The organism is Kibdelosporangium banguiense, from assembly GCF_017876405.1.
GTDB classification, from domain to species: Bacteria; Actinomycetota; Actinomycetes; order Mycobacteriales; family Pseudonocardiaceae; genus Kibdelosporangium; species Kibdelosporangium banguiense.
Map to the genome: position 1 here is coordinate 3,460,378 of NZ_JAGINW010000001.1, position 20,610 is coordinate 3,480,987.

The window sequence follows — 20,610 nt, forward strand, 5'->3', positions numbered from 1 at the left end:
GTAGTGGGGCGTAGACGGACTCGTTAGCTTGCTTGGCATGTCCACCGACGGCTGGTCGTTCGAGACCAAGCAGATCCACTCCGGCGCAGCTCCCGACCCGGCCACCGGGGCACGCGCGACACCCATCTACCAAACGACATCGTTCGTGTTCCGGGACACACAGCACGGCGCCGACCTCTTCAGCCTCGCTGAGCCCGGCAACATCTACACCCGGATCAACAACCCGACGCAGGATGTACTCGAGCAGCGCGTCGCCGCACTCGAAGGCGGCGTCGCGGCGGTCGCGCTCGCCTCCGGGCAGGCAGCCGAGACCGCAACGATCCTGACGCTCGCCAGAGCCGGTGACCACCTCGTCTCCAGCGCCTCGTTGTATGGCGGCACATACAACCTTTTCCATTACACACTGCCAAAGTTGGGCATCGAGGTCACCTTCGTCGACGACCCGGACAACCTCGACGAGTGGCGTGCGGCGGTCCAGCCGAACACAAAGCTGTTCTTCGCCGAGACGTTGGCAAACCCGCGCAGCAACGTGCTCGACATCGAGGCTGTCGCCGCGGTGGCACACGAAGCGGGAGTACCGCTCGTCGTCGACAACACTGTGCCGACTCCATACCTGTTGCGGCCGATCGAGCATGGCGCGGACATAGTGATCCACTCGGCGACCAAGTACCTCGGTGGCCATGGCACAGCCATAGCCGGCGTAGTCGTCGACGGAGGCAAGTTCGACTTCGGCGCGAACGCCGAACGGTTCCCGGACTTCCACGAGCCAGACCCGAGCTACCACGGCCTGCAGTACTGGCCAGTTCTCGGACATGGTGCCTTCGCAGCGAAACTGCGCGTGCAGCTGTTGCGTGACACAGGTGCCGCGATCGCGCCATTGACCAGTTTCCTTGTCATCCAAGGAATCGAGACGCTGTCACTGAGGATCGAGCGGCACGTGGCCAACGCCCAGGCGCTCGCCGAATGGCTGGAACAGCGCGATGAGGTCCTCGCTGTGTATTACGCTGGCCTGCCGGGCAGCAAGTGGTACGCGGCAGGCCAGAAGTACCTGCCGCGCGGCGCAGGCGCAGTCGTGAGCTTCGAACTACGCGGCGGCGTCGACGCCGGACGAGCCTTTGTGGACGGTACCGAACTGTTCTCACAGTTGGTGAACATCGGCGACGTGCGCAGCCTGATCGTGCACCCGGCAAGCACCACGCACAGCCAGTTGACGCCGGAGGAACAGGCCGTCACGGGCGTGACGCCGGGCCTGGTTCGTCTCTCGGTCGGTATCGAGGGAATCGAGGACCTCAAAGCGGATCTGGAGGCAGGCTTCCGAGCAGCGAAGGCGAACACATGACCGGTGGCTGGCAGGAGGGAGACCCAGCGGGCCGTCGTCGCTGGGTCCGCCTCCGGCAGCCGCTGGAACTGGAGTCCGGCGACCTCCTGCCGGACATCCGAATCGCGTACGAAACCTGGGGTCTGCCCAACCAGGCGAAGTCGAACTGCGTCCTGGTGCTCCACGCGCTGACAGGCGACAGTCATGTGGCGGGCCCAGGCACCCCCGGCTGGTGGGAAGGCCTGATCGGACCAGGCAAAGCCGTGGACACAAACCACTTCTTCGTGGTGGCCCCAAACGTACTCGGCGGCTGCCAAGGCACAACCGGTCCATCAACGCCAGCGGCAGACGGAAAACCCTGGGGCAGCAGATTCCCAGCATTGACAGTGCGTGACCAGGTCGCCGCCGAGGCACAGTTCGCGGACGCCCTGGGAATCGAAACGTGGGCCGGAGTCCTCGGCGGCTCGATGGGCGGCATGCGCGCGGTCGAATGGGCAGTCACGCACCCAACCAGAGTCGCAGCCTTGCTCTTGCTGGCCTGTCCCGCAGCCGCATCAGCAGAACAGATCGCCTGGGCTTCACCCCAACTGGCCGCGATCCGCGCCGACCCAGCCTGGCGCAACGGCGATTACCACGCAAACCCACCCGGCCCAATCACCGGCCTAGGCATCGCCCGCCAAATCGCCCACGTGACATACCGCAGCGAACCCGAACTGGCAGCCCGCTTCGGCCGCTCACCCCAAGGCGACGGCCGGTTCGCCGTCGAGTCCTATTTGGACCACCAAGCAGCCAGACTGGTCCGCCGCTTCGACGCAGGCAGCTACGTCGTGCTGACCGAAGCCATGAACTCCCACGACGTCGGCCGCTCCCGAGGCGGAACAGAAGCCGCACTCAACCGCATCCAAGCCAAAACAATCGTGGCAGGCGTAGACAGCGACCGCCTGTACCCCCTGTCGCAGCAAGCCGAACTCGCCGCAGCCATCCCCAACGCAGGCGACCTCCGCGTAGTCACATCACCCTACGGCCACGACGCATTCCTGATCGAAACCCCACAGATCTCGGCACTCGCCAAGGAACTACTCACATAGCCGGCCAAGTAGAATCTGGTTGTTGAGCGCCCCAGCCTCGACGTGAGAACCAGCCTGGGTTAGCGCCCGCGAGCGGTAGGCGAGCACGGTCACCGACCTGAAGGGTCGAGCCCCGGTCAGCGCCCCAGCGCCCAAGCCCCGCACAAACCAGCCCTGACCAGCACAAACACAAACCCGCCAGGCCCTTACATAAGTAGACAGCCCCCACCCGCCACTGGGGGGCGTCCCTGCTCCAGACTACAAGGGATGGCGGGTGAGCAGGGGTTTTCAAGAGGCGAACCCGTGCGAAAGGGACTTTCGCTCGAGGTTTACTCGTCTGGGCGAGGGGCTGGACCGGGTGGGCGCTGGCCGGAGCCAGAGCTAAGGCCAGAGCCAGAGCGGAGGCTGGCCCTGCCTTGGGTAGGTGCGATCGACGGCTGGGGAACGGCGGCCGGGTGGGAAGTGGCCTGGCCGCCGGAGCGGAATCGGTCAGTCGCCGTTCAAGGCTGTGGTGATCCAGCCGGAGACGGGGAGTGCGCGGGTGGCGCATTCGGCGGCCAGTTTGATTGTCCAGCGCAGCGCTTGCATCATGACCATGGCCATCTCGGCGGGGGAGGCGTTGGCCAGGGCGATCTCGATTTGGTCCTTGGCGGCTTCGGTGTCGCCGTGGACTTCGGCCAGAAGTGTCCGGACGGCTGTGCGGACGGGTGGGTCGGCCTCGTCGATGGGGACTTCGTGTCCGTCGTCGTCGTAGACCTGCATTTTCACCGGTGCTGTGCCGCCTGAGCCTAGGGCTGCCACCATGGCGCTGCATTCGCGGAACAGCATGAGCATCAGTTCGGTCGCCTCTTCGCGGCCGCGGTCGCGGGCGAAGGCGGTCATCCGCTCGACCGCGCCGGTGTCCTGGCCGGCGTGCATCGACGCCAGCGCTTGGCTGGCGGCGGCGATGATGCGTTGCGGTTGATCGGAGTTCGGGTCCACTACGACATCTTCCAACAGCCGTATGGGCCTTCCGCAAGGTGATTGAAAACTGTCGGGCCCCGGTTCACCGACGGGCCGGGCGTTCAGGGAGCACGCTCGCCAGGTCGCCGGGCACTCCGGCGAACTCGCCCTGCGCGCGGGTGACGCCGATGGCGTGCCACCACGCTGCGTCCTGTGCTGTGGGCACGTCGACGACGCTGACCATGACGCCGGCCTGGTTCAGGGTTGCGATCATCCCGGCGGTCACCTTGGTCAAGAGCGAGTCGGGCCGCCTGCGGTCGGGGCGGTCGGCCACGATCGAGCCGGCCAGGATCACCGACTGGACCTCTTCGTCCTCCACGATCGCGAACTCGGTCTGGCTGCCGGTGAACTCGTGCAGGCCGACGATTACGCCGTTGTCGCGTAGCGCCTGCAGGTTCGACTGTGCCTCGCCGCGGTCGGCGATCACCGCCCGGGTGTCGAGCGCGATCTCGAGCCGGTCCGGCTGGATGCCTGTCTTGGCGATCACCCGGTTGAGCACGCCTGCCAGGTTGCCGTCGGAGGACTGCATTTGTGTCAGCCGCAGCCGCAGGCCGATCTCCTGATCCGCGGCCTGCTCGCAGGCTCGCTGGAACGCCCAGGGCCCGATGGTGAGCGACATGCCGGTGCTCTCGGACATGTCGCGGCACGCGTAGTGCCCTATCACGCCGTCGGGGTGATCCCAGCGCAGCAGCACTTCCAGGCCGGTTACGTGCCCGTCGGCCAGGTCGATCACCGGCTGGTAGTCGCAGTCGAGTTCGCCGTTCTCCCACGCGCCGGGCATCGCCGCGGTCAGCGCGAACAGGGCCTTCTGGTCGGCGTCCTCGTGGACGTTGTGCGCCTCCCACTGGCGTTTGCCGACCGCCTTGGCGCGGCGCATGGTGGAGTTGGCGGCACGCAACAGGTCCAGCCGGCCGTACGCCCGGCCGACGTGTTGCGCCACGCCGATGCTCACGCAGACCGCGACGCCGGCGTCGCCGATGAAGGTCGGCTCGGCCAGCCGGTCGTTGATCTGGTCGATCAGCACCTGGTAGTGCGGCACGTCCGGGGTGTTCTCGATCAGGATCGCGAACTCGTCGCCGCCGACCCGGCCGACCACCGCGTTGTAGTCGGCCACGATCGCGCGCAGCTGGTTGGCCACCACCTGCAGCATCCGGTCGCCGGCCAGGTGGCCAAGGCCGTTGTTGATCACCGAGAACGAGTCGATGCCGACGTGCAGCAGGGTGATGGCGGTCCGCGGTGACGCGCCCTCCAGAATCGCGTCCAGTTTGGACTGGAAGTGCTGCCGGTTGGCCACGCCGGTGAGCATGTCGCGCACGGACTGCTGGCCCAGCTGGTTCTGCAGCGCCTGCAGCTCGCTGAGGTTCTCCACCATCGTTACGTGGTAGGCCGGTTCGCCGTTGACGTCGCGCAGCAGCGAGATCACCAGGTAGACCCACGCGATGGTGCCGTCCTGCCGGACCATCCGGCGGCGTTCACGCACCCGCGGCACGATGCCCTCGGTGACCTCGCGGTACGAGATCACCACGTCGTCGGCGTCCTCGGGCGGGAACAGCTCGCGGACGTTGCGGTCGTCCAGGTCGGCCTCGGTGCACTCGAGGATGTGCGCCAGCGCCGAGTTGGTCTGCACGAAGTTGCCGGCCATGTCGGTCAGCGCCATACCGATCGCCGAGGCGTGGAAGACCTCCTCGAACCGCTCGGTCGCGGCGCGCTCCCGCCGTTCGGCCTCCCGCTTGGACTTCAGCAGCGCCTGCTTGATGTGCTCCTGCTGGTCCAGGGTGCGCAGCCGGATGCCGGTGGCGTATCCGGTGGCCAGGTTGGACAGCAGGCCGACGACCTTCTTGGCGAGCTCGCGGTCGGTGCGCCGGTCGGAGTCCAGCAGCAGCGCGGCGGCGAGGATCTCGACCGTGCACTGCAGGCTCTCCGGCCCGGTGAAGTCGTTGTTCACCAAGGCGTGGCCGACGCCGACGGCACTGGAGGGGTCGAACAGTTCGGCGTTGACCGCGTCGGCGAGCACGTGCAGCTGATCGAGCAAGAACTCGTCCATCTCGTCGGCTGTCATCGGCACGTAGGCAGTGCGGCCGATGACCCGTGCCCATGCCTTGGCGACCTCGGCACGCCGTTGGGCGCGCTCGGGGTCAAGCGGTCCCGGCGGGGTCACGGGGCCTGCTCCTGACGGTGCGCCACCACAGAGCGGGGGCTCGGTCTCACAACGCACCTTCTCGCGGTCGGGGCAACGGGGTATACCGGTGGATCATGTGCTTATCGGGATGTCGGGCCTGTGGGGCGAGTGTTCACGGTGTCGCGGGCATTCGATCTCGCCGTCGGGACTGGCCGCCCAAGTCGCACACCACTGCTACAGCACACCTCTCGGTCCTGTTCTGGTGATGGCCAGGCTACTCAGCGGAGTAGCCATCCGGTAGACGGGCGCACTGTCGCGGCCCATTCAGGCGAGTAGGTGCCAGCAAACGGTTGCTCACCGTAGTTTTCATTAGTCCGATCGAATGAAGTTTCACGGGATATCCCGGGTGTCAGGGCTGAGATTCTGTCACTACGCAGTCGTGCCCTTTTTGATCGCCACGCCCGCCCAGATGCCGTCGTCCTCCGGCACCGCCGACTGCGGCGGGGTGGTGTCCGGGCGCCAGCCGGACGCCGGCACCAGACCGGGTTCGACCAGCTCGAAGTCGCCGAACAGCGCCAGGATCTCCGGCCGGGACCGCAGGCAGGCGGGGTTGTACGCACTGGCCTGCACGGTCTCGAGGATCTCCTGCGCCCGTACCTGTTCGAAATCGGCGGTGAAGTGGCTGATCGCCAGCGCGCTGCCGTCCGGCACGGCCTCGCGGTACGCCTCGAACGCCGCGTGGATGTCCACATCGGCCGGGATGTAGTGGCCGACCGCCACCGCGAGGACACCGACCGGCTGGCTGAAGTCCAGCAGCCGCAGCGTTTCCGGCGCTTTGAGCACGTTGTCCGGGTAGGTGATGTCGGCGTCGACGATCGCCGCGTCCGGCTCGTTCTCCAGCAGTAGCTGGCTGTGCGCCAGGGCGACCTCCTCGACGTCCACGTAGACCACCCGGGATCCGGGCGCGGCCTTCTGGGCGATCTCGTGCACGTTGCCGACTGTAGGGATACCGGAGCCGAGGTCGAGGAACTGCCGGATCCCGGTCTCGATCATGAAGAGCACGGCCCGGCGCATGAAGGCACGGTTGCTCCACGCGATCTGCCGGGCATTGGGCTGGATCCTGACCAGCTCGTCGAAGATCGCCCGGTCGCTGGCGAGGTTGTGCCCGCCGCCCAGGGCGTAGTCGTAGATCCGGGCCGGAGAAGGCCGGGCAGGGTCGAGGTTCTCCGGAATCCAGCCGCGCTTGCCGGTCATCTACCCAGCCCATTTCGCTTGTGTTCGAGTGAAAACGGCGGGAAGCCTACAGCTATATGTCCGGATTGGCAGGGGTCGGTTACCTGCCTGTGTCATAGCACTTGTGTCCGTGCCGTGTGACAGAAATGCGTCGTCAGGCGCTGTCCTTACGGCGCTGCTGTCCCACGCTGCGTCAGGGCGGCGATTGCCATCTCGCGGAGTAATGCCGCCATTTGGTCACGGTCGAGGTGACGGCTGTGCGGGGTCGAATTGATCAATCCGAAAACCGCGTGCGCGGCCGCCCGCGCGGACGGCTCGTCGATACCGGCGACGACTTCCTGGATCGCCTGTACCCACACCTCTACATAGCGGCGTTGCAGTGCGCGCACGCGACGGCGGTCCGGGTCGGTCAGGTTGCCTAGATTGCGTTCCTGCACGGTGATCAGTGCCGGATTGTCCAGGGCGAAGTCCACTTGGAAACGCACCAGTTCGGCCAGCAGCCCGGCCGGCTCGGTGAACCGGGCCGCCAGGCTCTGCCCGCCGTCGAGCAGGACCTCGCTGATGGACGTCAGCATCTCCCCGAGCATCGCGTCCTTGCTGCGGAAATGCCGGTAGAGCGCGGGGCCGGAGATGCCGACCGCGGCGCCGATGTCGTCGATGCCGACCCCGTGGAAGCCGTGCCGGGCGAACAACTCCGCCGCGGCGGCGAGGATCTGTTCACGCCGTGTGGCCGGCGCGCCTGTGGACAACGGATGGGACGACACGCGGCCATGCTAGCGGGGTGACGTTAGCGAGCGCTAACAGTGACGGCGTACGGACAGTCGGGTTAACAATTCACCAGTTACTTCCACAATCGACAAACGCCGCTCATCCTGAAAGTCCCAACCCTGCTTGTGGGAACTTGCGGAGGGCTCAATGAGGCGACCGTTCCGTGTCCTGTTATGCCTTGCGGCTACTGCCCTTGGCTTCACCACACTGTCCGCGCCGGCCTATGCGGCGGCCGAGAACTATGTGGCTCTTGGAGATTCCTACTCATCCGGTGTCGGCACCGGCGGCACCTACAGCGGCGGTAGCTGCAAACGCAGCACCAATGCGTACCCGCGGTTGTGGGCCAACACCCACGCACCGGCGTCGTTCAATTTCATCGCGTGTTCCGGCGCGAAGACCGCTGACGTGCTGAACAGCCAGGTCAGTGCGCTCAGTGCGAGTACATCACTGGTGACCATCTCGATCGGCGGCAATGACGCCGGCTTTGTCGACGTGATCACGACATGCACATTGGGCAGTGATTCCACTTGTACCAATCGGGTGAATCAGGCCAAGACGTTCGCGCAGAACGAACTGCCTGCCCGGTTGGACAACGTCTACAACCAGATCAAACAACGCGCACCCTCGGCGAGGGTGGTCGTGCTCGGCTATCCGCGGTTCTACAAGGTGCCCGGCTCCTGCAGTGTGGGCCTGTCGGACACCAAACGGTCCGCGATCAACAGCGGTGCGGACACCCTCGCCCAGGTGACCGCGGCGCGAGTGGCGGCGGCCGGATTCACGTTCGTCGACATCCGTAACGCTTGGACAGGGCATGAGATCTGCTCGGGCGACCTGTGGCTCAACAGCCTCACATGGCCCGTCGAAGAGTCCTATCACCCCAACAAGAACGGCCAGGCCAGGGGCTACCTGCCGGCCCTGACCGCGATCACCGGCTGATCAACACCCCGACGGCCCCGGCTTCGGCCGGGGTTGTCCGGGTGGACGGGCACGTTAGTCAGCGCTAACATTCAGCTTAGGTTAACGATGACTAACTTGGGAGCGAGATGGACGCGCCCGTGCTGCGCAGCCAGGCAGACCCGTCGGATGCCGCCTACCAGCGCTACGTGAAAGAGCATGCCGCGCTGGCCGACGACCTGGGCGAACGGCTGGCCCGAGCGCGCCTGGGCGGCCCGGAGAAGGCTCGCAAGCGGCATGTCGAGCGCGGCAAGCTGCTGCCTCGCGAGCGGGTGGATTCCCTGCTCGACCCTGGTTCGCCGTTCCTGGAACTTTCTCCGCTAGCCGCAGACGGCATGTACGACGACGAAGCGCCTGCTGCCGGGATCATCACCGGTGTGGGGCGCGTCTCCGGCCGGGAGTGCGTCATCGTCGCCAACGACGCCACGGTCAAGGGCGGCACGTACTACCCGATGACCGTGAAGAAGCACTTGCGCGCGCAGGAAGTCGCGCTACACAACAATCTTCCTTGTATCTACCTGGTCGACTCGGGTGGCGCGTTCCTGCCCAAGCAGGACGAGGTCTTCCCGGATCGCGAGCACTTCGGTCGGATCTTCTTCAACCAGGCCACCATGTCCGCACGCGGCATACCGCAGATCGCTGCCGTGCTGGGCTCCTGTACCGCCGGTGGCGCGTACGTCCCCGCGATGAGTGACGAAGCGGTGATCGTACGCAACCAGGGCACGATTTTCCTGGGCGGACCTCCGCTGGTGAAGGCCGCGACCGGCGAGGTCGTCACGGCCGAAGAGCTGGGTGGCGGGGACGTGCACTCTCGCGTCTCGGGTGTGACCGACCACTTGGCTGAGGACGACGCGCACGCGCTGCGGATCGTCCGGTCGATCGTGTCGACCTTGGGTCCTCGTGTTCCCAAACCTTGGGACCTCGCTCCCGTGGAAGAGCCCGCTGTCGACCCCTTGCAGCTGTACGGCGTCGTGCCCACCGACTCACGAACCCCTTATGACGTAAGGGAAGTCATCGCTCGGGTGGTCGACGGCAGCAAGTTCCGCGAGTTCAAGCGGGAGTACGGAAACACGCTTATAACAGGGTTTGCGCGAATTCACGGCCACCCGGTCGGCATCATCGCCAATAACGGTGTCCTGTTCGGAGAGTCCGCGCTCAAGGGCGCACACTTCATCGAACTGTGCGACAAGCGCCGGATTCCTTTGGTGTTCCTGCAGAACATCACCGGGTTCATGGTCGGCCGGGACTACGAGGCGGGCGGCATCGCCAAGCACGGCGCCAAGATGGTCACCGCCGTGGCGTGTGCCCGGGTGCCGAAGTTCACTGTGGTCATCGGCGGATCGTTCGGCGCCGGCAACTACTCCATGTGTGGCCGGGCGTATTCGCCGCGGTTCCTGTGGATGTGGCCGAACGCCCGGATCTCGGTGATGGGCGGCGAGCAGGCCGCGTCGGTGCTCGCGACCGTGCGCCGCGACCAGATCGAGGGCAGCGGCGGCGACTGGCCGGCCGCGGACGAAGAGGCGTTCAAGGACCCGATCCGCCAGCAGTACGAGGACCAGGGCAACCCGTACTACTCGACCGCGCGGCTCTGGGACGACGGCGTGATCGATCCAGGCGACACCAGGACCGTGCTCGGGCTGGCCCTGTCGGTGGCCGCGAACGCGGAACTCGAAGAAGCCGGCTACGGCGTTTTCCGGATGTGAGGCAGATGTTCCAGCGAGTCCTGATCGCCAACCGCGGCGAGATCGCGGTCCGGATCACCCGGACCCTGGCGCGGCTCGGCGTGCGCTCCATCGCGGTCTACAGCGACGCGGACGCCGGCGCCCGGCACGTGCTCGAAGCCGACACCGCGGTCCGCATTGGCCCGGCCGCGGCCCGGGAGAGCTACCTTTCGATCCCACGGATCATCGCCGCCGCCAGGGAAGCCGGCGCCCAGGCGATCCACCCCGGCTACGGCTTCCTGGCCGAGAACGTGGACTTCGCGCGGGCTTGTGAAGAGGCCGGGCTGGTGTTCATCGGCCCGCCGACCGGCGCGATCGAGGCGATGGGCGACAAGATCCGCGCCAAGCAGACCGTGATGGCCGCGGGTGTTCCGGTTGTTCCCGGCCGGACCGAGCCGGGCATGACCGACACGGACCTGGTCGAGGCGGCCGCCGAGATCGGTTTCCCGGTGCTGCTCAAGCCTTCCGCCGGCGGTGGCGGCAAGGGAATGCGCCTGGTCACCGAGGTGACGCAGCTTCGGGCGGCGATCGAGTCGGCCCGGCGGGAAGCGCGGGGCTCGTTCGGCGACGACACTTTGCTGATCGAGCGATTCGTGCAGCGGCCTCGTCACATCGAGATCCAGGTGCTCGCCGACGCGCACGGCAACGTGATCCATCTTGGTGAGCGCGAGTGCAGCCTGCAGCGCAGGCACCAGAAGATCATCGAAGAGGCGCCGTCGCCTGTGCTCGACGCCGAGACACGGGCCCGGATGGGCGCTGCCGCAGTCGATGCGGCCCGTGCGGTCGGCTACACCGGTGCGGGGACCGTGGAATGCATTGTCTCCGCGGACCGGCCGGACGAGTTCTTCTTCATGGAGATGAACACCCGGCTGCAGGTCGAGCACCCGGTGACCGAGCTGGTGACCGGCCTTGACCTGGTCGAATGGCAGCTCCGGGTGGCCGCGGGCGAGCCTCTGGGGGTGTCGCAGGAGCAGGTCGAGCTCACCGGGCACGCCATCGAGGCCCGGGTCTACGCCGAAGACCCCGCACGGGACTTCCTGCCGACCGGCGGGACCGTGCTGGACATCGCGGAACCTGTGGACGTACGCGTCGATTCCGGTCTGCGCGTGGGAACCGAGGTCGGCTCGAACTACGACCCGATGCTGGCCAAGGTGATCGCCTGGGCGCCGACCCGGGAAGCCGCCCTGGGCAGGCTTTCGGCGGCGCTGGCGGACACGGCTGTGCTCGGCGTCGGCACGAACGTGGCCTACCTGAGGGACTTGCTGCACGATCCGGACGTGCTGGCCGGGCGGCTCGACACCCAGCTCGTGGAGCGGCGCGGCAAGTTCACCCAGTCGACTCCCGACCATGTCTTCGCCGCCGCGGCACTCGACGATCTGCTTGCGCTGCAACCCAATGGCCCGGTTGTCGACCCGTGGGACGTGCCCAGCGGCTGGCGAATCGGCGCGCATGCGGGCTTCTCGGTCCGGTTCGACTCCGGTGACCGGCAGGTGACTGTCCGGGTTGTCGGCGACCAGGTGACTGTCGGCGACGCGGCTCCTGTACAGGCGTCCGCTTCCGTCGAGGATTCGTTGCTACGGCTGACTTTCGACGGCCGGACGCACAAGTATCGCCGCGCCAGGGCCGGTTGCGTGCTCTGGCTCGCCGAAGACGGCTTCACCTGGTCGATCGCCGAGCACTCGCTGCTGGAGGAATCCACGGCTTCCGGTACCGCTGGCGGGCCGGTGACCAGCCCGATGCCCGGCACTGTGCTGGTGGTCAAGGCCGTGCAGGGCGACCGCGTCACCGCGGGAACGCCGTTGCTGGTGGTCGAGGCGATGAAGATGGAACACACCATCACCGCGCCAGTCGACGGCGTGCTCACCGAGCTGCATGTCCAAGCGGGCCAACAGGTCACGCTCAACCAACCACTCGCCCTGGTGACCCCAGAGGAGATGACGACATGATCGACTTCAGGCTCGAGGAGGAGCACGAAGCGCTGCGCAAGACCGTGCAGGAGTTCGCGCGGGAAGAGATCGCGCCGGTCATCGGCGAGTACTACGAGCGCTGCGAGTTCCCGTACGACATCGTCGCCAAGATGGCCCGGATGGGCCTGTTCGGCCTGCCGTTCCCGGAGTCCGTGGGTGGTATGGGCGGCGACTACTTCACCTTGTGCATCGCGTTGGAGGAGCTGGCGCGCGTCGACTCGTCGGTCGCGATCACGCTGGAGGCCGGCGTTTCCCTTGGCGCGATGCCGATCTACCGCTTCGGCAACGACGAGCAGAAGGCCGAATGGCTGCCCAAGCTGGTGTCCGGCGAGATGCTCGGCGCCTTCGGACTGACCGAGCCGGGCGGCGGTTCCGACGCGGGTGCGACCCGGACCACCGCCCGCCGCGACGGCGACAGCTGGATCATCAACGGCACCAAGGCGTTCATCACCAACTCCGGTACCGACATCACCGGCCTGGTCACAGTCACGGCGGTGACCGGCGAGAATGACGGCCGCAAGCAGATCTCCGCGATCATCGTCCCATCCGGCACACCAGGGTTCTCGGTCTCCAAGAAGTACTCGAAGGTCGGCTGGAGTGCCTCGGACACCCGGGAACTGTCTTTCCAGGACTGCGTTGTCCCCGCGGAGAACCTGCTGGGTCAGAAAGGTCGCGGTTACGCCCAGTTCCTGTCCACTTTGGATGAGGGCCGGATCGCGATCGCCGCGGTGTCGGTGGGGCTCGCACAGGGCTGTGTGGACGAGTGCGTGCGGTACGTCAAGGAGCGCGAGGCGTTCGGCCACAAGATCGGCGAGTACCAGGCGATCCAGTTCAAGATCGCCGACATGGAGGCCCGCACCCACGTCGCCCGCCTGGCCTACTACGAGGCCGCGGCCCGGATGCTGCGCAACGAGCCGTTCAAGCGTCAGGCTGCGATCGCCAAACTGGTCTCCTCCGAAGCGGCCATGGACAATGCCCGCGACGCCACGCAGATCTTCGGCGGCTACGGCTTCATGAACGAGTACCCGGTCGGCCGGTTCTACCGGGACGCCAAGATCCTCGAGATCGGTGAGGGCACCAGCGAGGTCCAGCGCATGCTCATCGCCCGTGACCTGGGTCTGGCCCGCCCCTGGCAGTAGAAACAAGGGCTCCCTCCGGGGCATCCCTGATGATGCGTGGCCCGGTCGCGCGCGACGCTGTGCCCATGGCAAGCAGTGTGCTCGACCGGGGTGAGACCATCACGCCGTTACGTATCCCGACCGCCGCGGGGACTTTCGACGCGGTCGCCGCCGGTCCGTGCAACGGCCGCAAAGTGCTGTTGCTGCACGGCTTCCCGCAGTCCGGTATCGCTTGGAAGGGCCAGTTGCAGGCGCTGGCCAGGGCTGGATACCGGGCTGTCGCGCCGGATCAGCGTGGATATTCGCCGGACGTACGGCCCCTGGCGGTCGAGGACTATTGGCTGGACTACGCCGTCGACGATGTCGTCGCGATGGCGGACGCGCTTGGCTGGTACCGCTTCGACCTGGTCGGCCAGGACTGGGGCGCGGCGGTGGGGTGGATCGCGGCAGCGCGGTATACGCACCGGGTGCGCACGCTGGCCACGGTGTCGTTGCCCAGGCCAGGGCCGCAGCCGATTCCTGAGGACAGCCAGGCGCTGGAGTCGGCGCTCAACTGGTATCGCGCCAACGACTTTCTCGGGTACGGCCACCGCGTCACGGTTCCTACGCTGTTCATCGCCGACAATGCACCCGATTGGGTCACCGGCCCGTATCAGTGGGAACAGTTTTCGCCCGGTATTTCCGAACTGTTGCTGAGTCACCTCGGCAGGTTCTAACGTCCTGAGGCATGAAGCGCTCTGGGTGGATCGTCGTATTCGCGCTGTTGGCCAGTCTGGTGATGCCGTTGCCGGCCTCTGCGGCCGGCCGCACTCCAGGCGATTGCACGGCCGCGCTGGACTGCACGGCGGCCGAGATCAATCTGATGTCCATGGACGACCGGCTGGAGTTCGTCCGGCTCATGCAAAGCGGTCCGGGCGCGCAACTGGACGCGACCGACCGGTGGCGCAACATCGAGGGCGTGATCACGTTCTTCCGCGACCACAACATGGGCGCGCCGGGAACGTGGGTGTCCTACGTGGACTCCGGGATTGTCGAGGGGGTCGAACGCGGGATCGCGATCGCGCTCGGCCGTTCGCAGGACGAGTTCGGCAACCCGGGTTCGCGCAAATGGGCGACATATCTGACGAAGTTGCACGCCGGGCAGCTGACCGTACGCAACGTGCACGACAAAGCGTGGGGTGAAGCCGAACAGGCGTCGACCGATCACGGTGTGGTGCTCGCGGAGCGCGTTCACAAGATCAAGCCGACCGCCGTGGAGCGCCGGTTCTTCCTGTTCTCCGAGTTCTACCGGTGGACGCTGCGTAACCGGCCGGCCGCGCTGGACCTGCTGGCCGTCTACGGCGGACTGATCCACCCCGACCTGGCCCGCCAGCGGGTGCCGTTCCTGGACTGGTTCACCGATGTGGGCAACCCCGTGCCGTCCCGCAAGGGCTGCGAGCTCGCCTACGCTTTCGCCCGTTTGGACCCGATTGCCGGGTTGTTCACCACGGTGGACCTGCTTCTGGCCTATATACCCGACCTCTTCAGGGAGTACCGCGCGGCGGCGTAGCTGGAAAATCACGCTGCTGAGTCGATCGGGGCGGCATAGCATCGGTTGTCATGGGCAACCATGCCGTGATGAGCCATGAGCGGGCAGCGGCCGCTCTACGCGATCAGTACGCGGCGCTCCCGCCGGGGGCGCCCGTACGGCTGGGCAAGACCACCTCGAATCTGTTCCGCTTCCGCGATCCGGCCACGCGGACGCTGGACGTCAGTGAGTTCGCCGGTGTCCTGAGTATCGACGCCGAGGCGCGGACGGCCGACGTCGGCGGGATGACCACCTACGAGCAGCTCGTCGACGCCACGCTGCCGTACGGGCTGATGCCGTTGGTGGTTCCCCAGCTCAAGACCATCACGCTCGGTGGTGCGGTGGCCGGCCTGGGCATCGAGTCGACGTCGTTCCGCAACGGGCTGCCGCACGAATCCGTGCTGGAGATGGAGATCCTCACCGGAGACGGCCGGATTGTCCGGTTGGACCGGGATGACGAACGCTTTCGTGGCTTTCCCAACTCGTACGGCACGCTCGGCTACGCGCTGCGGCTGAAAATCGAGCTCGAACCCGTGCTGCCGTATGTCGAGCTACGGCACGTGAAGTTCGATGATCCGACGGACATCACTGCGATCGCACAACGTCCCGACGTGGATTTCCTGGACGGCACGGTGTTCGGGCCGGACGAGCAGTACCTGACCTTGGGTCGATTTGTCGACAAACCAACGCATCGGCCGAGTGACTACCAGGGCCAGGAGATCTTCTACAAATCGATCCGGGAGCGGTCGGCCGACCTGCTGACAGTGCGGGACTACCTGTGGCGCTGGGACACCGACTGGTTCTGGTGCTCCCGGGCGTTCGGCGTGCAGCACCCGGTTGTGCGTCGCCTGTGGCCCAAGCGGTACCTGCGCTCGGACGTCTACCGCAAGATCGTCGCACTGGACCGCCGATACCGGATCACCGAACGGATCGGCCGGGCAAGCGGCGCGGCCGCCCGCGAACCGGTGATCCAGGACGTCGAGATCCCGCTCGACCGGCTCGCGGAGTTCCTCGAGTTCTTCCACCGGGACATCGGCATCAGCCCGGTCTGGCTGTGCCCGATCAAGCTGCGCGACCGGCGCACCTGGCCGCTGTACCCGATGGACCCCGGCACGTTGTACGTCAACGTCGGCTTCTGGGCGACCGTCCCGCTGGCGCCCGGTGAACCGGCAGGCACGCACAACCGCATGATCGAGCGGGTCGTCACCGAGCTCGGCGGCCACAAGTCGTTGTACTCGGAGTCCTTCTACTCCCAGGAGGACTTCTGGCGGTTGTACAACGGAGAGCGCTATCGCGCCCTCAAGCGTGAGTTCGATCCGGACGGTCGGTTGCCCGGCCTCTACGACAAGTGCGTGCGAGGTAGTTGATGCGAATCGCTGAAGCCATTCAAGAGATGACCGGTCCTGGTGTGCCGGTCGAGTTCATCGCCTACGACGGCAGCCGGTCTGGCACCCGGGACGCCGACGTACGAGTGGAGGTGCGCTCGCCGCTGGCGTTGTCGCACATCGCCTCTTCGCCCAACCAACTCGGTCTGGTGCGGGCGTACGTGACCGGTGCGCTGGAGATCGTCGGCGACATGTACACCGCATTGGCCACATTCCCGGAAATGTCACCGCGCAAGCTCTCCGCCTCGCTGCTGATGAAGGTGGCCACCAAGCTCGCGGTCGCCAAGGTGCTCTGGCCCACCAGACCGCCGGCCGAGGAGTCACGGCTGTCAGGCAGACGGCACTCACGCCAGCGGGACGCGGTCGCGATCTCGCACCACTACGACGTGTCCAACCAGTTCTATGAGTGGGTGCTCGGTCCTTCGATGGCGTACACATGCGCCGTCTACGAAACCGAGAACACCTCCCTTGAGGACGCCCAGTACGCCAAATTCGACCTGGTGGCGCGGAAACTCGCGCTGCAGCCCGGCATGCGGCTGCTCGACGTGGGTTGCGGCTGGGGCGGCATGGTCATTCACGCCGCCAAGTACTACGGCGTCCGTGCCCTGGGCGTCACCCTCTCGGCCAACCAGGCCGAGTGGGCACAGAAACGGATCGCCCAGGAAGGCCTCGGCGATCTCGCGGAAGTCCGGCACCTGGACTACCGCGGCGTCTTCGAGTCGGACTTCGACGCGATCAGTTCGATCGGCCTGACCGAGCACATCGGCGAGGCCAACCTGGCCTCGTACTTCGAGATGCTCTACTCGAAGCTGTGCGCAGGCGGGCGGCTGCTGAACCACTGCATCACCCGTTCGGACAACCTGCAGGACGCCCGGACCGAGAACTTCATCAACCGATACGTCTTCCCGGACGGCGAACTGCTCGGCCCGGGCCGGATCATCACCCAGATGAACGACACCGGCTTCGAGGTCCGCCACGAGGAGAACCTCCGCGAGCACTACGCACTCACACTCGCCGCGTGGGGCGAGAACCTCGAACGCCACTGGACCGAAGCCGTCCGCGAGGTCGGCCCGCACAAGGCCCGCGTCTGGCGGCTCTACATGGCCGGCTCGCGCCTCGGCTTCGAACGCAACGAGATCCAGCTGCACCAGGTCCTCGGCGTCAAACTCGACAACCAGGGCCGCTCCGGCTTCCCCCTCCGCCCCACCTGGTGAGGTTGTTTCGCCCCCAAAGTGGCTTTCGGAGCGTTGGATGCCCCCAACGCCACTTTGGGGGCACATCTCTAGCCGGACGGGGTCAGGCCGGCTGGCGCCATCGTGCGCAGGCATGCTTTCGCGCGCTGCCAGCGGGCATCGAGCTGGTTGTCGTCCGGGTAGGCCCAGTTGCTGATCAGCAGGCCGCGGACGGTGTCCATCGCGGTGTAGGAGTAGTGCCGGAACTGGGGCGTGGCGGCCTGCTCGCCGAACAGGCGCTTGCCGAAGTCGATCACCATCGCGCCGATCTCCGGCTCCACGTCGGAGACCTGGACGCGTAGCTCGGGGTCGGTGCGCGCGGCCAGCAGCAGTTCCGTACTGGCCGCGAAGATCGGGCCCTGGTGGATCTCCCACAGCAGGTCCAGGGTGTCGCCGACCGGGTCGGCCGACTCAGAGAGCCGATCCATCTGGGCGAACGCCAGCTCGGCCCGGCGTGTGGCCAGGTGCCGGACGGCGGCCGTGACCAGGTCGGTCTTGGTCGGGAAGTGGTGCACCTGGGCGCCGCGGGTCACGCCGGCGCGCTCGGCCACGCGAGTGGTCGTGGTGCCCGAATAGCCGTACTCGACCAGGCAGTCGATGGTCGCGTCGAGCAGCCGCTCGCGCATGGCCGCACTGCGTTCCTCCTGCGTACGGCCGGTTTTGGACCTACGGGGCTTCTCGGTGGTTACCGACATGACGCAACAATACCTTCAGGTGTGTATGTTAGTTGGACTGTCCGGCGACACGGAGGTGCAGTGTGGCGCGTTCCCTGCAGGGCAAGGTGGTCGTGATCACCGGCGGCGCCCGCGGAATCGGTGCGGCGACGGTCGAGGCCCTGGTCGCAGAGGGGGCGAAGGTCGTCATCGGCGACCTCGACCTGGCCACGGCAGAGAGCACGGGCAGACGTCTCGGCGCACTCGCACTTCATGTGGACGTCACAGACCCGGCGGGGTTCACCAAGTTCCTGGATGAGGCCGAAAGCCGCACCGGCCCGATCGACGTACTGATCAACAACGCCGGAATCATGCCGCTGGGCCGGTTCGAGGACGAAGACGACATCACCACCATGCGCGTGCTGGAGATCAACCTGCACGGCGTCATGCATGGCACACGTGAAGCCGTCAAACGCATGCGCCCTCGCGCAACCGGCCACATCGTGAACATCGCCTCAGCCGCCGGAAAGGCCGGTTTCCCAGGCGGAGCGACCTATTGCGCGAGTAAACACGGTGTGGTGGGCCTGTCGGAGGCCGTACGGATGGAACTGCGCGGCTCCGGCGTCGAGATGACATGCGTGATGCCGGCCATCGTGCGCACCGAACTCGCGGCCGGGGTCAAGGACGCCAAGATGATCAAAACGGTCACCGCCGAGCAGGTCGCCGCCGCGATCGTGAGCGCCCTGAAGCGGCCGAGGTTCGACGTGTTCGTACCCCGTGCAGTGGGAACCACGAACAGGTTCGCCCGTCTGATGCCGCGTTCGGTCGGTGAATGGCTTGTCCGCCAGATGAAGGGCGACCGGTTGTTCGTGGACGCCGCACATTCGGCCGAACGGGCGGAATACGAATCACGCGCCGCGGCTAGTGCGCCCGCGGCCGACGAGGCCTACGGTTTCAAGGCATGAACACGATCACGGACGCGTTGGTCGCCCGGCTGTGCGACCGGGTTTCCGCATCCACATCGGACACTCTCAGTACGGTCGAGGTCTTCACCGGTGGGACGCTGGCCAAGGTGCCGCGCTCCTCGCCGCAGGACGTCGCCGAGGCCGTCGAGGCGGCCAGGGTGGCCCAGCGGGCCTGGGCGAACGTAGCTGTGGCCGACCGGATCGCGATCTTCGAACGGTTCCACGCGCTGGTGCTCGAGCACTCCGAGCAAGTGCTTGATCTGCTGCAGGCGGAGACCGGGAAGTCGCGCCGGGACGCGTTCCTCGAAGCCGCGAGCCCGCTGGTGACTGTGGGCTACTACGCGCGCAAAGCGCCGAAGCTGCTGGCGTCGCAACGGCGTGAGGGCATGATGCCGTTGCTGGTCAAGACGACTGAGCTGCGTGCGCCCAAAGGTGTGGTCGGCATCATCACGCCGTGGAACTACCCGTTCGCCCTGGCGTTCACGGACCTGATTCCCGCGCTGATCGCCGGGAACGCGGTGGTGCTCAAGCCGGACACACAGACCGCACTGTCCACTTTGTTCGGCGTGGACCTGCTCTACCAAGCCGGGCTGCCGCAAGGACTGCTCCGCGTGGTGCTCGGCGACGGCCCGGTGGTCGGGACTGCGATCGTGGACACCGCCGACTACGTCGGCTTCACCGGGTCGACCAGGACCGGCCGGGAGATCGCCGCCCGCGCCGGGCAGCGCCTGGTCGGGTGCTCGCTGGAGCTCGGCGGCAAGAATCCGCTGCTGATCCTGGCGGACGCCAGCCTCGCCAAGGCCGCCACCGGGGCCGTGCAGACGTGTTTCTCCAACTCCGGGCAGCTGTGCATGTCCCCGGAACGCCTTTTCGTCCACACTGCCGTGTACGACGCGTTCGTGGCCAGGTTCATCGAGGAAGTCAAGCGGATGAACCTCACCGCGGCATACGACTTCAGCGCGGACATGGGATCGCTGACGTCCCGACGACAACTGGAGACGGTGTCGGCGCACGTCGAGGATGCCCGTGAGAAGGGCGCGACGGTGTTGGCAGGCGGCCGTGCGCGCCCCGACATCGGGCCGTTCTTCTACGAGCCGACCGTGTTGACCGATGTGACGCCCGAGATGCTTTGCTACGACAGCGAAACCTTCGGACCGGTCGTGTCGATCTATCGCGTTGCCGACGATGTCGAAGCCATCGCACGCGCGAACGCGACCATGTACGGCCTCAACGCGAGCATCTTCAGCAAATCCATTCCGCACGCTGAGAGCGTTGCCGCCCAACTGAACGCCGGCACGGTGAACATCAACGACGGTCACGTCGTCGGTTTCGGCAGCGCCGACGCACCCATGGGCGGGATGAAGGACTCTGGTCTCGGCCGTCGCAACGGTGCCGAAGGCCTGCTGAAGTACACCGAGGCCCAGAACGTCTCCGTGCAGAAAGTGCCGCTGACCACGCCACCACGCTGGCTGCCGTACGGCCTGTTCGCCAAGAACATGCGGGCCTTGCTGCGACTGTTCCGAAAGGCGGGCATACGCTAA

At 66.5% G+C, this 20,610-nt stretch carries 17 protein-coding genes; 12 read left to right on the top strand and 5 right to left on the bottom strand.

What is annotated here, in order from left to right:
- Positions 1–37: 37 nt before the first annotated feature.
- A complete protein-coding gene (locus JOF56_RS16495) occupies positions 38–1,339 on the top strand; it encodes a bifunctional o-acetylhomoserine/o-acetylserine sulfhydrylase (RefSeq protein ID WP_209638736.1) in 1,302 nt (433 codons plus the stop codon).
- A complete protein-coding gene (gene metX, locus JOF56_RS16500; protein ID WP_209638738.1) occupies positions 1,336–2,406 on the top strand; it encodes a homoserine O-acetyltransferase MetX in 1,071 nt (356 codons plus the stop codon). The genes JOF56_RS16495 and metX overlap by 4 nt, the downstream gene beginning before the upstream one ends.
- A 468-nt stretch (positions 2,407–2,874) precedes the next feature.
- On the opposite strand, the gene JOF56_RS16505 is transcribed toward metX, so the two are convergent.
- The 4 genes from JOF56_RS16505 to JOF56_RS16520 form a co-directional block, all read right to left on the bottom strand.
- Positions 2,875–3,303, bottom strand: a complete 429-nt coding sequence (locus JOF56_RS16505) for a hypothetical protein (RefSeq protein ID WP_245379634.1) — start codon at positions 3,301–3,303, stop codon at positions 2,875–2,877.
- Between the two features lie 127 nt (positions 3,304–3,430).
- Entirely contained in the window at positions 3,431–5,545 is a 2,115-nt protein-coding gene (locus tag JOF56_RS16510; protein ID WP_209638742.1) for an EAL domain-containing protein, read from the bottom strand.
- 390 nt (positions 5,546–5,935) lie between these two features.
- On the bottom strand, positions 5,936–6,760 hold the full coding sequence (locus JOF56_RS16515; protein ID WP_209638744.1) for an SAM-dependent methyltransferase: 825 nt from the start codon (positions 6,758–6,760) through the stop codon (positions 5,936–5,938).
- Positions 6,761–6,906: 146 nt separating this feature from the next.
- Entirely contained in the window at positions 6,907–7,503 is a 597-nt protein-coding gene (locus tag JOF56_RS16520) for an SACE_7040 family transcriptional regulator (protein WP_307855130.1), read from the bottom strand.
- A gap of 151 nt (positions 7,504–7,654) precedes the next feature.
- Between JOF56_RS16520 and JOF56_RS16525 the strand changes: the two genes are divergently transcribed.
- The 8 genes from JOF56_RS16525 (at position 7,655) to JOF56_RS16560 (ending at position 17,433) form a co-directional block, all read left to right on the top strand.
- On the top strand, positions 7,655–8,443 hold the full coding sequence (locus JOF56_RS16525) for an SGNH/GDSL hydrolase family protein (protein WP_209638746.1): 789 nt from the start codon (positions 7,655–7,657) through the stop codon (positions 8,441–8,443).
- 107 nt (positions 8,444–8,550) lie between these two features.
- Positions 8,551–10,164, top strand: coding sequence for a carboxyl transferase domain-containing protein (locus tag JOF56_RS16530; protein WP_209638748.1), 1,614 nt, complete (start codon positions 8,551–8,553; stop codon positions 10,162–10,164).
- Positions 10,165–10,169: 5 nt separating this feature from the next.
- Complete coding sequence (locus JOF56_RS16535) at positions 10,170–12,128, top strand: ATP-binding protein (RefSeq protein ID WP_209638750.1); 1,959 nt, start codon at positions 10,170–10,172, stop codon at positions 12,126–12,128.
- The gene (locus JOF56_RS16540; RefSeq protein ID WP_209638752.1) at positions 12,125–13,288 is read left to right on the top strand and encodes an acyl-CoA dehydrogenase family protein; all 1,164 of its coding nucleotides are present in this window, start codon (positions 12,125–12,127) and stop codon (positions 13,286–13,288) included. The genes JOF56_RS16535 and JOF56_RS16540 overlap by 4 nt, the downstream gene beginning before the upstream one ends.
- 65 nt (positions 13,289–13,353) lie before the next feature.
- A complete protein-coding gene (locus JOF56_RS16545; RefSeq protein WP_209638754.1) occupies positions 13,354–13,983 on the top strand; it encodes an alpha/beta fold hydrolase in 630 nt (209 codons plus the stop codon).
- Between the two features lie 11 nt (positions 13,984–13,994).
- Positions 13,995–14,816, top strand: coding sequence for a hypothetical protein (locus JOF56_RS16550; protein WP_209638756.1), 822 nt, complete (start codon positions 13,995–13,997; stop codon positions 14,814–14,816).
- Between the two features lie 50 nt (positions 14,817–14,866).
- Positions 14,867–16,201, top strand: a complete 1,335-nt coding sequence (locus JOF56_RS16555) for an FAD-binding oxidoreductase (RefSeq protein ID WP_209638759.1) — start codon at positions 14,867–14,869, stop codon at positions 16,199–16,201.
- A complete protein-coding gene (locus tag JOF56_RS16560) occupies positions 16,201–17,433 on the top strand; it encodes an SAM-dependent methyltransferase (protein ID WP_209638761.1) in 1,233 nt (410 codons plus the stop codon). Before JOF56_RS16555 ends, JOF56_RS16560 begins: the two co-directional genes overlap by 1 nt.
- A 68-nt stretch (positions 17,434–17,501) precedes the next feature.
- On the opposite strand, the gene JOF56_RS16565 is transcribed toward JOF56_RS16560, so the two are convergent.
- The gene (locus tag JOF56_RS16565; RefSeq protein WP_245378277.1) at positions 17,502–18,146 is read right to left on the bottom strand and encodes a TetR/AcrR family transcriptional regulator; all 645 of its coding nucleotides are present in this window, start codon (positions 18,144–18,146) and stop codon (positions 17,502–17,504) included.
- 62 nt (positions 18,147–18,208) lie between these two features.
- On the opposite strand from JOF56_RS16565, the gene JOF56_RS16570 reads away from it, so the two are divergent.
- Positions 18,209–19,069, top strand: a complete 861-nt coding sequence (locus tag JOF56_RS16570; protein ID WP_209638763.1) for an SDR family oxidoreductase — start codon at positions 18,209–18,211, stop codon at positions 19,067–19,069.
- Positions 19,066–20,610: a succinic semialdehyde dehydrogenase gene (locus tag JOF56_RS16575; protein WP_209638765.1), complete on the top strand. Its 1,545-nt coding sequence runs from the start codon at positions 19,066–19,068 to the stop codon at positions 20,608–20,610. The genes JOF56_RS16570 and JOF56_RS16575 overlap by 4 nt, the downstream gene beginning before the upstream one ends.

Coding starts and splice junctions, on each gene's coding strand:
- JOF56_RS16495 (WP_209638736.1), top strand. CDS start 38: ATGTCCACCGACGGCTGGTCGTTCGAGACCAAGCAGATCCACTCCGGC.
- metX (WP_209638738.1), top strand. CDS start 1,336: ATGACCGGTGGCTGGCAGGAGGGAGACCCAGCGGGCCGTCGTCGCTGG.
- JOF56_RS16505 (WP_245379634.1), bottom strand. CDS start 3,303: ATGCACGCCGGCCAGGACACCGGCGCGGTCGAGCGGATGACCGCCTTC.
- JOF56_RS16515 (WP_209638744.1), bottom strand. CDS start 6,760: ATGACCGGCAAGCGCGGCTGGATTCCGGAGAACCTCGACCCTGCCCGG.
- JOF56_RS16525 (WP_209638746.1), top strand. CDS start 7,655: ATGAGGCGACCGTTCCGTGTCCTGTTATGCCTTGCGGCTACTGCCCTT.
- JOF56_RS16530 (WP_209638748.1), top strand. CDS start 8,551: ATGGACGCGCCCGTGCTGCGCAGCCAGGCAGACCCGTCGGATGCCGCC.
- JOF56_RS16535 (WP_209638750.1), top strand. CDS start 10,170: ATGTTCCAGCGAGTCCTGATCGCCAACCGCGGCGAGATCGCGGTCCGG.
- JOF56_RS16540 (WP_209638752.1), top strand. CDS start 12,125: ATGATCGACTTCAGGCTCGAGGAGGAGCACGAAGCGCTGCGCAAGACC.
- JOF56_RS16545 (WP_209638754.1), top strand. CDS start 13,354: ATGGCAAGCAGTGTGCTCGACCGGGGTGAGACCATCACGCCGTTACGT.
- JOF56_RS16550 (WP_209638756.1), top strand. CDS start 13,995: ATGAAGCGCTCTGGGTGGATCGTCGTATTCGCGCTGTTGGCCAGTCTG.
- JOF56_RS16555 (WP_209638759.1), top strand. CDS start 14,867: ATGGGCAACCATGCCGTGATGAGCCATGAGCGGGCAGCGGCCGCTCTA.
- JOF56_RS16560 (WP_209638761.1), top strand. CDS start 16,201: ATGCGAATCGCTGAAGCCATTCAAGAGATGACCGGTCCTGGTGTGCCG.
- JOF56_RS16565 (WP_245378277.1), bottom strand. CDS start 18,146: ATGTCGGTAACCACCGAGAAGCCCCGTAGGTCCAAAACCGGCCGTACG.
- JOF56_RS16575 (WP_209638765.1), top strand. CDS start 19,066: ATGAACACGATCACGGACGCGTTGGTCGCCCGGCTGTGCGACCGGGTT.